The organism is Streptomyces sp. NPDC102437, assembly GCF_044765565.1.
Classification (GTDB): Bacteria; Actinomycetota; Actinomycetes; order Streptomycetales; family Streptomycetaceae; genus Streptomyces.
In genome coordinates this window covers 222447-235396 of the sequence record NZ_JBIWKI010000012.1, presented here as the reverse complement: position 1 = coordinate 235396, position 12950 = coordinate 222447, and the positions used below count along the sequence as shown (strand labels likewise).

General features: G+C 71.1%; 11 protein-coding genes and 1 riboswitch. Of the genes, 1 reads left to right on the top strand and 10 read right to left on the bottom strand.

Annotated features, from left to right (window positions below):
• Positions 1-194 precede the first annotated feature (194 nt).
• From ACIRJP_RS18105 to ACIRJP_RS18060, 10 genes are all read right to left on the bottom strand, one after another.
• The gene (locus ACIRJP_RS18105) at positions 195-728 is read right to left on the bottom strand and encodes a DUF501 domain-containing protein (protein WP_351261362.1); all 534 of its coding nucleotides are present in this window, start codon (positions 726-728) and stop codon (positions 195-197) included.
• Positions 729-787: 59 nt separating this feature from the next.
• Positions 788-1258 carry a septum formation initiator family protein gene (locus tag ACIRJP_RS18100; RefSeq protein WP_404174610.1) on the bottom strand — a complete coding sequence of 157 codons (471 nt, stop codon included), beginning with the start codon at positions 1256-1258 and terminating at the stop codon, positions 788-790.
• Positions 1259-1382: 124 nt separating this feature from the next.
• Complete coding sequence (gene eno / locus ACIRJP_RS18095) at positions 1383-2672, bottom strand: phosphopyruvate hydratase (RefSeq protein WP_404174607.1); 1290 nt, start codon at positions 2670-2672, stop codon at positions 1383-1385.
• A 289-nt stretch (positions 2673-2961) separates the two neighbouring features.
• Positions 2962-3732, bottom strand: coding sequence for a transglycosylase family protein (locus ACIRJP_RS18090; RefSeq protein WP_404174604.1), 771 nt, complete (start codon positions 3730-3732; stop codon positions 2962-2964).
• A 3-nt stretch (positions 3733-3735) separates the two neighbouring features.
• A riboswitch (cyclic di-AMP (ydaO/yuaA leader) is annotated at positions 3736-3906 on the bottom strand.
• Positions 3907-4205: 299 nt separating this feature from the next.
• Positions 4206-5144, bottom strand: a complete 939-nt coding sequence (locus tag ACIRJP_RS18085) for a transglycosylase family protein (protein WP_404174601.1) — start codon at positions 5142-5144, stop codon at positions 4206-4208.
• Positions 5145-5249: 105 nt separating this feature from the next.
• Positions 5250-6587, bottom strand: a complete 1338-nt coding sequence (locus ACIRJP_RS18080; protein ID WP_404174598.1) for a cytochrome P450 — start codon at positions 6585-6587, stop codon at positions 5250-5252.
• A 484-nt stretch (positions 6588-7071) separates the two neighbouring features.
• Positions 7072-8034: a nucleoside triphosphate pyrophosphohydrolase gene (locus ACIRJP_RS18075; RefSeq protein ID WP_404174595.1), complete on the bottom strand. Its 963-nt coding sequence runs from the start codon at positions 8032-8034 to the stop codon at positions 7072-7074.
• A 46-nt stretch (positions 8035-8080) separates the two neighbouring features.
• Positions 8081-8737 carry a SurA N-terminal domain-containing protein gene (locus ACIRJP_RS18070; RefSeq protein WP_404174592.1) on the bottom strand — a complete coding sequence of 219 codons (657 nt, stop codon included), beginning with the start codon at positions 8735-8737 and terminating at the stop codon, positions 8081-8083.
• 139 nt (positions 8738-8876) lie between these two features.
• Positions 8877-9278 carry a GtrA family protein gene (locus tag ACIRJP_RS18065; protein WP_404174589.1) on the bottom strand — a complete coding sequence of 134 codons (402 nt, stop codon included), beginning with the start codon at positions 9276-9278 and terminating at the stop codon, positions 8877-8879.
• The gene (locus tag ACIRJP_RS18060) at positions 9275-10273 is read right to left on the bottom strand and encodes a glycosyltransferase family 2 protein (RefSeq protein WP_404174586.1); all 999 of its coding nucleotides are present in this window, start codon (positions 10271-10273) and stop codon (positions 9275-9277) included. The genes ACIRJP_RS18065 and ACIRJP_RS18060 overlap by 4 nt, the downstream gene beginning before the upstream one ends.
• Positions 10274-10396: 123 nt before the next feature.
• On the opposite strand from ACIRJP_RS18060, the gene ACIRJP_RS18055 reads away from it, so the two are divergent.
• Positions 10397-12943, top strand: a complete 2547-nt coding sequence (locus ACIRJP_RS18055) for a YfhO family protein (RefSeq protein ID WP_404174583.1) — start codon at positions 10397-10399, stop codon at positions 12941-12943.
• Positions 12944-12950 lie beyond the last annotated feature (7 nt).

Below are 12950 nucleotides of genomic sequence, written 5' to 3'. Positions count from 1 at the left end.
GGGGGGGGGGGGGGGGGGGGGGGGGGGGGGGGGGGGGGGGGGGGGGGGGGGGGGGCGCCCCCGGGGGGGGGGGCGCGGGGGGGGGGGGGGGGGGGGGGCCCCCCCCCCCCCCCCCCCCCCCCCCCCCCCAAGCCAAGCCCCTCCGGCGATTGAGGAGCAGGGGTCCGGGGGCGGAGCCCCCGGGGAACGAACAGTCAGTCCTCGTCCGGCGCGCCGCACGGCGAAACGCACGGCCCCTTGCGCCACCACTCCGGCAGCATCGCGATCGCCTCGTCGCCCAGCGGGTTCACCCCCGGCCCCGCGGCCAGCGAGTGCCCCACCAGAACGTGCAGGCACTTCACCCGGTCCGGCATGCCCCCCGCGCTCGGAAAGCCCTCCAGCACCTCGATCGCGTCGCGCCGCGCGATGTAGTCCTCGTGCGCGGCCCGGTACGCGGCGGCCAGCTCGGGGTCCGTACCGAGGCGCTCGGTCATCTCCTTCATGACCCCGTTCGCCTCCAGCGTGCCGATCGCGGACGCGGCACGCGGGCACGTCAGGTAGTACGTCGTCGGGAACGGCGTACCGTCCTCCAGCCGGGGCTGCGTCTCGACCACGTCCGGGTTGCCGCACGGGCAGCGGTGCGCGATCGCGCGCAGACCGCGCGGCGGACGGCCCAGCTGCTGCTGGAACGCGGCGATGTCCGCCTCGGTGGGCGCGGTGGACTCGGTCTGGGGAGGGGGCGTTTCCATGCCTGCCTAGGTTCTGATCGGGCTGCTCGAACTGCGGTTCTGCAGATGGATGGAGAAAGTCAGTCGCGGTCGGCGCTGTCCACGCCGTCCCAGAGGTTGGAGTGCCACGGCCGGCCGGACTCGTCCGTCCTGCCCTCGCGCTCCTTGACCGCGTCGGGGTCGATCACGGTGTAGCCGGTCTCCCCGGGAAGAAGGTAGTGCAGGTGCGTACGGGCCAGCTGCCGGATGTACGCGTCGTCCTGGAGGCGCGCCTTCTCGTCGCGCAGCTCCTCGGTACGGGCCTTGGCCTCCTGCGCGAGGCGCTCCTGGTCGGCGATCTCGTCCCGCTGCGAGACGTACTGCCGCATCGGGTACGCGAGCGCGACCACCAGCGAGCAGACCACGAGCGCGAGGAAGGCCGCCCGGCCGGTGAGCCGTGAGCGGTGGGCCTGGCGGCGGTTCTGGGACCGGTAGACGCGGGCCGCGGTCTGCTCGCCGAGCAGTCGCAGCCGGGTCGCGGTGGAGAACCGGTCCCGGTCCTTCGCGGCCATGTCCCCGCCTCCCCACTACGCACGTCCGTCCCCGCACACGGTACGGGACCGAGTGTGGGGACGGACGGAGGCCATGGCCTTCGGCCCCTGGCGGGCCGATGGGGATGATCAGCCCTTGCTGTGCTTACTGGTTCGCAGAGCGAAACCGCGGGAACGCCGAGCGGCCCGCGTACACCGCGGCGTCGTCGAGGATCTCCTCGATGCGCAGCAGCTGGTTGTACTTGGCGACGCGGTCCGAGCGGGCCGGGGCGCCGGTCTTGATCTGGCCGCAGTTCACCGCGACCGCGAGGTCGGCGATGGTGACGTCCTCGGTCTCGCCGGAGCGGTGGGACATCATGCACTTGAAGCCGTTGCGCTGGGCCAGCTCGACGGCGTCCAGGGTCTCGGTCAGCGAGCCGATCTGGTTGACCTTGACGAGCAGGGCGTTGGCGGAGCCCTCCTCGATGCCGCGGGCCAGGCGCTCCGGGTTGGTGACGAACAGGTCGTCGCCGACGATCTGCACCTTGGCGCCGAGCTTGTCGGTGATGGTCTTCCAGCCGGCCCAGTCGTCCTCGAACAGCGGGTCCTCGATGGAGACCAGCGGGTACGCGGAGACGAGCTCCTCGTAGTACTCGGTCATCTCGGCGGCCGAGCGGGCCTTGCCCTCGAACTCGTACTTGCCGTCCTTGTAGAACTCGGACGCGGCGACGTCGAGCGCGAGCGCGATGTCCTTGCCCGGGACGTAGCCGGCCTCCTTGATGGCCTCAAGGATGAGGTCGAGGGCGGCGCGGTTGGACTCCAGGTTCGGCGCGAAGCCGCCCTCGTCGCCGAGACCGGTCGACAGGCCCTTGGTCTTCAGGACCTTCTTCAGCGTGTGGTAGACCTCGGCACCCCAGCGCAGCGCCTCGGAGAAGGACTCCGCGCCGATCGGCGCGATCATGAACTCCTGGATGTCCACGTTGGAGTCGGCGTGCGAACCGCCGTTGAGGATGTTCATCATCGGAACGGGCAGCAGGTGCGCGTTCGGGCCGCCGAGGTAGCGGAAGAGCGGCAGGTCCGAGGCCTCGGACGCGGCGTGGGCGACGGCCAGCGAGACGCCGAGGATGGCGTTGGCGCCGAGCGAGCCCTTGTTCTCGGTGGCGTCCAGGTCGAACATCGCCTGGTCGATCAGCCGCTGCTCGGTGGCGTCGTAGCCGACGAGCTCCGGGCCGATCTGCTCGATCACGGCGAGGACGGCCTTCTCGACGCCCTTGCCCTGGTAGCGGTTGGGGTCACCGTCGCGAAGCTCAATGGCCTCGAACGCACCGGTGGAGGCGCCGGACGGAACGGCAGCACGGCCCGTGCTGCCGTCGTCGAGGCCGACCTCTACCTCGACCGTGGGGTTTCCGCGGGAGTCGAGGATTTCCCGGGCTACGACGACGTCGATGGACGGCACGAGGCATCTCCTTCTGGGATATGACGCTGGTTGTGCAGGGTCGCTTTGGCCTTGCGACAAGAGCCTAACCGGCCCGGCCCGATCAGTCGGCCGACCGCCCGACCCCTGGGACGAAAAAGGACCCGGGGGAACACATTGCCGGACAAACGGTCAGATTTTTACCGATCAGTAACTACAACAGTTGAACGGTCCGCCGCTCCCCGGAGCACGAACGGCAGCACCCCGGCCGGGCGCATACGGGGGAATGCGCGCCGGGCCGGGGTGGCACTCGGGGAGGAGCGAGCCGCGACTACTTCGTCAGGTGCAGCTGCTGACCCGGGTAGATCAGGTCGGCGTCCTTGACGATGTCCTTGTTCAGCTCGAACAGCTTCTGCCAGCCGCCCTTGACCTCGTGGTCGGCGGCGATCTTGCTCAGCGAGTCGCCGGAGACGACCTTGTACTCGCCGTCGCCCTTCTTGACCTTCTCGCCGGTCGGCGTGGTGACGGTCTTCTTCGACTCGGCCTGCGGGGCGGTGGTGCGGTCCGAGCGGGAGGCGGCGGGGGCCTCGGTGCGCTCGGCCGGCTTCGGCTGGACCTGCTGCTTCGGGGCGGCCGGGGCGCTCTGCTGCTCGGAGGCGCCGGAGCTCGCGGTCGAGTTGGAGGAGGAGTTCGAGGACGAGCCGGTGTTGACGCCCGGGTCGACGCCGTCGTTTGTCAGGTTGCCGGCGCCGGCGCAGCCCCAGGCACCGGGGCCCTGCATGTCGAGGAGCTTCTCGGCGGTGGCGATCTGCTGGGCCTTGGTGGCCAGGTCGGCGCGGGGGGCGTACTGCGTACCGCCGGCGGCGGCCCAGCTGGACTGCGAGAACTGCAGACCGCCGTAGTAGCCGTTACCGGTGTTGATGGACCAGTTGCCACCGGACTCGCACTGGGCGACGGCGTCCCAGGTGGCGACGGAGGCGGCGGAGGCGGCGGTCGCGCCCATCAGGGGCACGGCGACTGCGGCACCGGCAACACCGGCGAGCGTGGCGATGCGGACAGCCTTGGACGGGCGGCGGTGCTTGCCCTTGCTGGAAAGCAGCATGGAACTTCTCCTCACCGACGCCTACGAGGTGAGCTGTCGGGTTCGGGCCAAGTGAGTTGCCCGGTCGCACGTCCTAGCACGCGACTTCACCCCAAGCCGGTCCTGATGCGTCTTTCGACGATCGGGTCGGCGCTTACCTGGGTCCCCCGCTCCTGCCTACGGCGCTTTACGCGTCTGTTCCCTTCGACCGACGGCAGGATTCGGCGTGACGGTCGACGGGGCCCGCGGTGCGAGCGGTTCAGACCGTAAACATACGCAACCCTCACATTCAAAGATGGACACATCGGACAATCGTCCCTTACTCGCATCTGAAGAACTGTCGTTTCCGCAGGTGGGACGCGATGCGAAGGGCTCCCCGAACGCGACACGCCAGTTGACGCAAAGAGACCCATGTCTCACTTACGCATAAGTGGACATAGGTCCCTGAACTAGCCCAGTTTTTGGGGCGCTTTTAGTCGATTATCAGACTTCCCTCACTTGGCCTTCACGTCGAGATCGAGGCTCTGGCCAGGGAGGATGAGGTCCGGGTCGGCGCCGACGGCAGCCTTGTTGGCCTCGTAGAGCGCGGGCCAGCCGCCGGGAACCTTCTGTGCGTCAGCAATCGACCAGAGGTTGTCGCCGGCGTGGACGGTGTACGTGCCGTCGGCGGCCGGTGCGGCCGTGTCGCGCGCGTCCTTGCCGCCGCGCGAGGCGTGACGGCCCGACTCGCGGCCGTCGGCGTCCGCGCTCCGCCCCTTCTCGGCAGCCGGCGCGCCGCGGTGCTTGCCGCCCGTGCCGCTGGACACGTCGGGCGAGGCGGGCGATCCGGGGGACGGGGCGGTCGAGGCCGAGGGCTTCGGGGACGACGAGCTCTTCCCCGACGGCTTGCCGGACCCCTCCGAGCCGTCCGCGCCGTCCACGGCGTCCGTACTGTCCGAGGCGCTGCCGGACGGCGTGGCGTCGCCCGACGGGTCCGCCGACGCGTCGTCAGCCGGCTTCTCGCTCCCGGCCGGGTCGTCGGCAGGCACCGAGCCCGGGTCCACCCCCGGCAGCGTCCCGCCCACGGCCAGGCCGGAGATGACCGCGCAGCTGGGCCAGGCCCGCGGGCCCCGGTCGCCCAGCACCTTCTCGGCCACCTCTATCTGCTGCGCCCGGCTGGCGAGGTCGGCGCGCTCCGCGTACGCCTCACCGCCGTACGCCTTCCAGGTCTCCTGCGAGAACTGGAGGCCGCCGTAGTAGCCGTTTCCGAAGTCGGCACTCCACGCGCCGCCGCTCTCGCACTCGGCCACCCGGTCCCAGGTCGTGGCGTCGGCCGCGTGGGCACCGGACGCGCCGAGCAGCGGGATGGCGATGGCCGATCCGGTCACGCCCGCGGCGACGACGATGGCGGGTGCCTGACGGGGGCGACGGTGTTTGCCGTTCGCGGAGCCCATGGGGTTGCCTTCCGGGTAGCTGACGTGTGGCTGATGAGTCGAACGGTGAACCTAGTCGGGTTCGAACGGGAGTCACAAGTCGATGCAGCGCAGATCACGTGAAAGTCACAGAGTTGACGGTGTGTCACTTTTCACGTGGGCGGACCCGGGGGTGAACTCCACGGGAAGCGTGCGCAGTCCGCGCATGATGAGTCCGCCACGCCACCGCAAATCGGCAGATTCCACCGCAAGCCGCAGGTCCGGAAGGCGGTTCAGGAGCGTGGCGAGCGCGGTCTGCCCCTCCAGCCGGGCGAGCGGCGCGCCCAGGCAGTAGTGGATGCCGTGCCCGTACCCGAGGTGCTGATTGTCACGCCGTGCGAGGTCCAGCGTGTCGGGATCCTCGAAACGCTCCGGGTCGCGGTCGGCCGCGGCGAGCACCACGAGTACCGGGTCCCCGGCCGCGATGTCCTGTCCGCCGAGCGTCAGCGGTTCGGTGGCGAACCGCCAGGTGGCCAGTTCCACCGGGCCGTCGTACCGCAGCAGTTCCTCGACCCCGGTCTCCAGCAGCCCGCTCTCCCCCGCGTCCAGGGAGAGCTGGAGCCGTTCGCGCTGCGCGGGGTTGCGCAGCAGGGCGTAGACCCCGTTGCCGATGAGGTTGACCGTGGTCTCGAATCCGGCGAAGAGCAGGATGAAGGCCATGGCCGCCGCCTCGTTCTCGGTGAGGTGCTCGCCGTGGTCGCTTGCCCGGATCAGCCCGGAGATCAGATCGTCCCCGGGGTTCTCCCGCTTGCGGTGGATCAGCTCGGCGAGATAGCCGCGCATCTTCTTCACCGACCTGGCCACCCCGCCGCGCGGGCCGCCACCGTGGCGGATCATCATGCCCGCCCAGTCCCGGAAGTCGTCCTGGTCCTCGCGCGGAACACCGAGCAGGTCGCAGATCGCGTAGATGGGGAGCGGGAAGGCGAAGTCGTGGATGAGGTCCGCCTTTCCCTCCGCGATGAAGCGGTCGATGAGGCGGTCCGTCAGTTCCTGTACGCGCGGTGCGAACTCGGCGACCCGGCGCGGGGTGAACGCCTTGGAGACGAGGCGGCGCAGCCGGGTGTGGTCCGGCGGGTCGATGTTCAGCAGATGCGTCATCAGCTCTGCCTTGCGCTCGCCCGGGATGCCCGTCTTCCCCTTGGCGTGCGCCGGCTCGGCGTGGTGCGCCGGGTTCTTGGAGAGCCGGGTGTCGGCGAGCGCCTGCCGCGCGTCCGCGTACCGGGTCACGAGCCACGCCTCGACGCCGCTGGGCAGCGCGGTCCGGTGCACGGGGCTGTGCTCGCGCAGCCAGGCGTAGGCCGGGTACGGGTCGGTGGCGAACTCCCAGGTGAAGAGTTCGGGGCCGCCGACGGGGCAGGAGCCGGGCGCATCGGCGGGGCTGTCGGCGGGCTGATCGGCAGGGCGGTCGGCGGGGCTGTGGTTCACCCCCCCGACGTTATCCGCCGCCCCCGGGCGTCATCCCCCGCCCTCCGGCGTACTCGTCTCCGTCGGCGGTTTCCGTCGTCTCCGGCATTACTTGTGCCCTCCGGCGCCAGGGGTCGCCCTCTGGCGTTACTCGGCTTCCTCGGGGGCCAGGCATCGCCCTCCGGCGCTACCGGGGTTCGTTCGCAGTGCTCCGGCCTTCAGGCCGGGGTGGAGCGAATCAGGTGGTGGCGACGCGGAGCGTCGCAGATTCTTGTCTGCGGAGCAGGCCACAGCCGCGCGCGGGGGCTGTTCGCGGGAATGGAACGTGGAAACGGCCGCCGGACTGGCGGTGACAGCCTGCGGAGCGAAGGTAGGACCAGAACCTGTTCTGGCACAGCGCGAAGAAACAGGAAGCCACGGAATCACCTACCCACACCGTGCCGCGCAGCGGCACAGCGACAGGTAGGGACGGCCAGAATCCCCGGGCTTCAGCCCGAGGAGCATGTCAATCGTTGCCCTCCGCCGCCCTGATGGCGTCCCGGTAGGCGCGGCCCGCGGCCCGCAGGGCGGCCTCGGGGTCGATGCCGTCCTGCTCGGCGCGTACGGCGAGGGCGAGGAGCTCGTAGCCGATGCCGTCGCCGGTGGGGAGCGGCACGTCGAGCTTCGCGGTACGGACCCGGCCGGCCAGCTTCGCCGCCAGCGCCAGGCCGGGCTGGCCGAGCGGGACCCCGTCGGTGACCGAGTCGCGCTGCTTCTCGATGGCCTTGGTGCGCAGCCAGTGCGCGTGGACGTCCTCCGGGGTCTCGGCGCTCTCGTCGCCGAAGACGTGCGGGTGGCGGTGGATCAGCTTCTCGACGAGGGTCGCGGCCACGTCGTCGACGGAGAACGGCTCCTCCTCGTCCTCCTCGGCGATCCTGGCGTGGAAGACGACCTGGAGGAGCACGTCGCCGAGTTCCTCGCGCAGCTCGTCGCGGTCGCCGTCCTCGATCGCCTCGACGAGTTCGTACGCCTCCTCGATGGCGTACTTGGCGAGGCCCTTGTGGGTCTTCTGCGAGGTCCACGGGCATTCGGCCCTGATCCGGTCCATGACCTGGACCAGATCGAGAAACCGGGCGCCCGGCAGGTCGTACGAGCCGGGCAGCAGCTCCAGGTCCGGCATCCTCACCCGACCCGAACCGGCGAGCCGGGCGAGCCCGTCGGTCAGCGGCTGATCGCCTTCGCCGCCCGCGAGGACGACGACGGACCGGCCGCCCGCACAGGCGTCGACGAGCTCCTGCGCGGTGGGCGCGGCATGCTCGACGGTGACACCTGCCTCGCGCAGATACGGCAGCTGCGGGTGGTCCGGCTCGGCGCAGAGCACCCGGTCGGCGGCGTGCAGGGCCTGCCAGGCGGGCCAGGACAGGAGTCCGGGCGCGACGCGGTGGCTGGCGGTGAGCAGAACGATACGGCCGGGGTCTTCAGCATTCACCGTTCGAATCTACTCCGGTCGCTCCCACCGCCCCTTCCGCGGCCGGTCAGGCCCCGGCCTCGGCGGCCGGGCCGGCCGGCTTGGTGACCGGGTTGAGCCAGGGGGCCTTGTAGTCGGCGAGCTGGGTCTGCTTGTCGTCCCAGGTGCCGTAGCGCGGATTGACGTCGACCCGCAGGGCCTTCGACGCCTTGCCGAGTGCCTCGCCGACGGCCTGCTGACCGGCGGGCTGCTGGAGGTCGGCGCCGAGCGCCTGGGCCAGCTTGGTCAGCTGGACCTGCTCGCGCAGAACGGCGTCGATCTGGCCGGGGGCGACCCAGCTCTGCTGGAGCATCGCCGTCCGCAGCCGCTCCTCCCCGCCGGACTGGGCGACCGCCGCCTTGCGCATCTGCTGGATCTCGCTGCGGCTGACGGTCACGCCCGCGTCCTGTGCGGCCCGGTCCAGGACCCGGTCGAAGATCAGGCCGTGCAGCTTGGCCCGGCCGAGCTGCCCGGACTTGTCGATGAGCTGGGAGGCGTCCTTCGAATCGCGCTGCGCCTCGCGTACGGCGGCCACCTGGCTCTGCAGCGTGGAGACCTCGATCCGGTCCCCGCCGACGACGGCCGCGGCGCCCGGGTGGGCCTCGCTGCCGCAGGCGGTCAGGAGTGGGGCGCCGGCGAGCAGGGCGGCGGAGACGGTGAGCGCGGTGCGACGGCGGCGGTGCAAAGGAACCTCCCGGGGAGAGTTTGTGCATCAGTGCACAAGACCTTGCGGTGATCGATGTTAGGCAGTGGACACGGCTGGGGCCACCGATTCGACCAACGATTCGGGAGGAGTTGGGGATGTGGCCCCCGGCCGGGACGGCTCAGGGCACGCGTTCGGCCGCCGGGGCCGGGGTCTCCGGCCGCAACATGATCGTGCGCGAGACGACGAAGGTGATCGGGATGGCCGCCGCGGCCGCGACCAGCGGCGCGTACCGGCTGCTGAACCCGGCGAGGCCGACCAGCAGATAGACACCGCCGGTCGTGATGACGAAATTGGCGGCGTTGGTGAGCGGGAAGAGCAGGAACTTCCGCCAGGTGGGCCGGGTCCGGTAGGTGAACCAGGAGTTCAGGAAGAAGGAACCGGTCATGCTCAGCGCGAAGGCGATCACATGGGCGGCGATGTAGGGCAGCCACATCAGCAGGACGAGATAGCAGCCGTAGTACGTGCCGGTGTTCACCACTCCCACGAGGGCGAATCGGGCCATCTGCGCGGTGACCGTCATCGGCGTACGAACTCCTGGGGTTCCCGTATCTGTTGCATCTGTTGCGCCTGCGGTGTCTGTGGCGTCCGTCGCGGTGCCTCGGTGTTGGTGGCCTTCACCAGGAAGTGCGGACGTCGCTTCACTTCGTAGTAGATGCGGCCGACGTACTCGCCGACCACCCCGACCATCACCATCTGGACGCCGGCGAGTGCGGTGACCACGACGATGAGCGTGACATAGCCGGGAGTTTCCACTCCCTTCACCAGGGCGACGCCGACGATCCACGCAGCATAGGCGAAGGCCACCGAAAGCAGCAGCATGCCCAGGTAGAGCGCGGCGCGCAGCGGTTTGTTGTTGAAGGAGAGCAGCCCGTCGAGACCGTAATTGAGCAGCTTTCCGAAGGTCCAGGCGGAACTTCCCTGTTCACGGACGGCATTCTCGTAGGAGAAGGTCGTCGTGCGGAATCCCACCCAGGCGAAAAGCCCCTTGGAGAACCGGTTGTATTCGGTGAGTTCCAGGACTGCGTCGACGGTGCGGCGGGAGAGCAGCCTGAAGTCCCCGACGCCGTCCACCAGCTCCACGTCCACCAGGCGGTTGATCAGCCAGTAGTAGGCGCGGGCGCTGAGGGTGCGGGTGACCCGGTCGCCCTTGCGGGTGCGGCGGGCGATCACCTGGTCGTGGCCCTGCTCGTGCTCCTGGAGCATCCGGCCAACGAGCTCGGGCGGGTGCTGGAGGTCGGCGTCCATGATGACCACTGCGTCGCCCTCGGCGTGCTGGAGACCGGCCAGCATCGCGGCCTCCTTGCCGAAGTTGCGGCTGAAGGAGACGTATCGGACCCGCGGATCGGCGGCGGCCAGTTCCTGGAGGATCACCAGGGTCCGGTCCGCACTGCCGTCGTCGACGAACACCAGCTGGAATTCGTGTCCCAGCCCGGTCATTTCTTCCGTGACGCGTTCATGGAAGCGTTCGAGGATCTCTTCCTCGTTGAAACAAGGCACCACCAGCGAGATCAGCACGGAAGTACATCAGCCCGGCCAGATGTCAAAACCCGATGCAGCACGTGACCGGTGGGCGTCCATTGCGTGAACTGACCCAATTCGGCCCGGGGTTGTACGTTCGAAGCTGGCATATTCCTGCGTATGCCGACTTTCCGTCCCCGCCTGCGCGCGGGCTCGCTCGCCGCGCTGCTCACCGTCGCCGCGGTCTGCGCGGGTGACGCCGTGGCGCGCGTCTTCCCGTTCGGGCCGCACACGCGCAGCGTCAACGACCTGGGCAATCAGTTCGTGCCGTTCCACGCCCGGCTGTGGGACCTGCTGCACGGGAACGCCGACGGCGGGCTGCTGCTCAACTGGTCCTCCGGGTACGGGACGAGTTTCCTGCCGGATCTCGGCACCTATCTGACCAGCCCGTTCGCCTTGCTCGTCGGGGTCTTCCCGCGTGACCGGATCGATCTCGCGGTCTATGTGGTGACGGTCCTGAAGATGGCCTCGGCGGCGGCGCTGATGGCCCTGTTCCTGCTGACGCTGCGCGGCGGGCGCTGGTGGGTGGCCGGCGCGCTCGGCGGTTCGTACGCGCTGTGCGGCTGGTCGGTCGCCGAGGCGTCGTACAACCCGATGTGGCTGGACGGTCTGGTCGCGCTGCCGCTGCTCTGCCTGGTCGCCGAGTGGGCCCGTACGGGACGGCACCGGATCGCCGGGCCGCTGCTGGTGGCGGTGGTGTGGGCGGCCAACTTCTACACGGCGTACATGGCGACGCTCGGTGCCGCTCTGGTGCTGGCCGTCCGGCTGTTCACCGAGCGGGACGACCGGCGGGCGGTGGTCCGCGGGCTGGTGCGGGCCGTCTGCACGGTCGGGATCGGTGTCGGCCTCTCGGCGCCCGTCCTGCTCCCGGTCTATCTGGGTACCAAGCACGCCTACCCGGGCTGGGACCGTCCGTTCGCGCCGGCCGCCTGGCCCGATGTGCTCGCCCGGCTGCTGCCCGCCACGTACAGCTTCTTCACCCCGGCCCTCTTCCTCGGCACCGGCACCCTGCTGCTGGCCGTTGCGCTCGCCTTCCAGCGGTCGGTGCCGGGGCGCGAGCGGTGGGCGTGGGCGGGGCTGGTGGCCGGGGTCGCGCTGTCGATGCAGTGGGAGCCGACCCATCTGCTGGGGCACGCCTTCGCGACGCCCAACGGCAGCCCGTACCGGCAGACGTTCGTGCTGGCCGGGCTGGTGGTGATCGCCGCCTGGGTCTCGGTCTCTTACGGATGGCCGGAGCGGCGGGCGCTGCTCGGCGGGGCCGCGGTCCTGGTGCTGCTCGCGGCCGGGGGCGGCTTCAGCGACCTGGTCACCGGGTGGACGTATCCGCTGTTCGCGGTGGGTCTGGTGGCCGCGGTCTGCGCGCTGATACTGGTCGGGCGGGGCCGGAGACTCGCGGCGCTGGCCGCCGTACTGCTGATCGGCGCACAGGCCGGGCAGGCCGCCGCGGCCACCGCGTACTTCGACCGGCAGCGGCTGAACCGGCTCGACGACTACGCGCCCTGGGGCGAACGGCAGCGGACCCAGGCGGCCGTGGTCGCGGGCGCCGACGGCTGGCCGGGCTACCGCACGGACCCCGGCCGGGAGCAGACCACCACCAACGATCCGCTGCTGGTGGGCGGGCAGGGCGGCGCGTACTACAGCAGCCACACGCCCGCGGTGCTGACCCGCACCATGCGGGCTCTCGGTGGCGGGTGGACGTCGAACGGCCGGGCCGTGCAGAGCCTGGACAACCCGGTCACTGACGCGGTCTTCTCGGTCGGCGCGCGGGTGCGCGGGCCGCGCGATCCGCACCAGGGGTCCAACGTCCCGGACGACCGGCCGGTGACGGTGAGCCGTGCCGAGGCGCCGCCGCTGGTGACGGTGCGCGGGCCGGGCGTGCCTGTGCCCTACGGCCGTTCGCCGTTCCGCAACCAGGAGCGGCTGCTCGGCTCGCGGGTCTACACGGTCCCGACGACGGTGCTGCGTGCGGCGGACGGCGGCGCGGTGGCGGACAAGGGGGCGTACGACTACCGGGTGGGGCGCGGCACGTACACGCTGACCGCCGCCTGTCCGGCGGGCAGCGAGGCATATCTGTGGTCGCCCGACATGTTCGGCCGGGCGCGGCTCGGCGACGGCCCGGAGGTCGAGTTCAAGGGGCAGCTGCCGGCCAGGCGGGCCGCGATGCAGCACCTGGGCACGGTCGGCGGCGGGAGCGTGCGGGTCACGCTGACCCCGGTGCGCGCCGGGACCGTGCCGCACGGGGCGGTCGGCTGTCTGGACCGGGCCCGGCTGGCCTCGGCGGTCACCGCGCTGAAGCGCACCGGCGCGAGGGCCGTCCACGTCACCGGCCACGGCGTCCGGGCCGAGCTGCCGCCCGGCACCACCAAAACGGTCGTGATCGCGGCGCCCCGGATCGCGGGCTGGAGCTGCCAGGGCCGCCCCGCCGACAGCTACCTGGGCCTGGTCGCCACCCCGGCACCGGCCCGGGGCGGGGCCGTCGACTGCACGTTCCGGCCCCCGGGTCTGCGGGCGGGCGCGGTGGCCGGGGCGGGGTCGCTCGCCGTGCTCGTGCTCGGCGGGTCGGTCCTCTCCTACCGGCGGCGGCGATCGGAGACCGGGCGGTCCGCGCGGTCCGGCCCCGACCGCGCGCAGCAGCCCGCCGGGGCCCCGGAGCCCGTGGAGGTCTGACCGGGAC

Bases quoted from the DNA above. Each gene is read 5' to 3' on its own strand.
- ACIRJP_RS18105 (WP_351261362.1), bottom strand. From the start codon at position 728: ATGGAAACGCCCCCTCCCCAGACCGAGTCCACCGCGCCCACCGAGGCG.
- ACIRJP_RS18100 (WP_404174610.1), bottom strand. From the start codon at position 1,258: ATGGCCGCGAAGGACCGGGACCGGTTCTCCACCGCGACCCGGCTGCGA.
- ACIRJP_RS18090 (WP_404174604.1), bottom strand. From the start codon at position 3,732: ATGCTGCTTTCCAGCAAGGGCAAGCACCGCCGCCCGTCCAAGGCTGTC.
- ACIRJP_RS18085 (WP_404174601.1), bottom strand. From the start codon at position 5,144: ATGGGCTCCGCGAACGGCAAACACCGTCGCCCCCGTCAGGCACCCGCC.
- ACIRJP_RS18065 (WP_404174589.1), bottom strand. From the start codon at position 9,278: ATGACGGTCACCGCGCAGATGGCCCGATTCGCCCTCGTGGGAGTGGTG.
- ACIRJP_RS18055 (WP_404174583.1), top strand. From the start codon at position 10,397: ATGCCGACTTTCCGTCCCCGCCTGCGCGCGGGCTCGCTCGCCGCGCTG.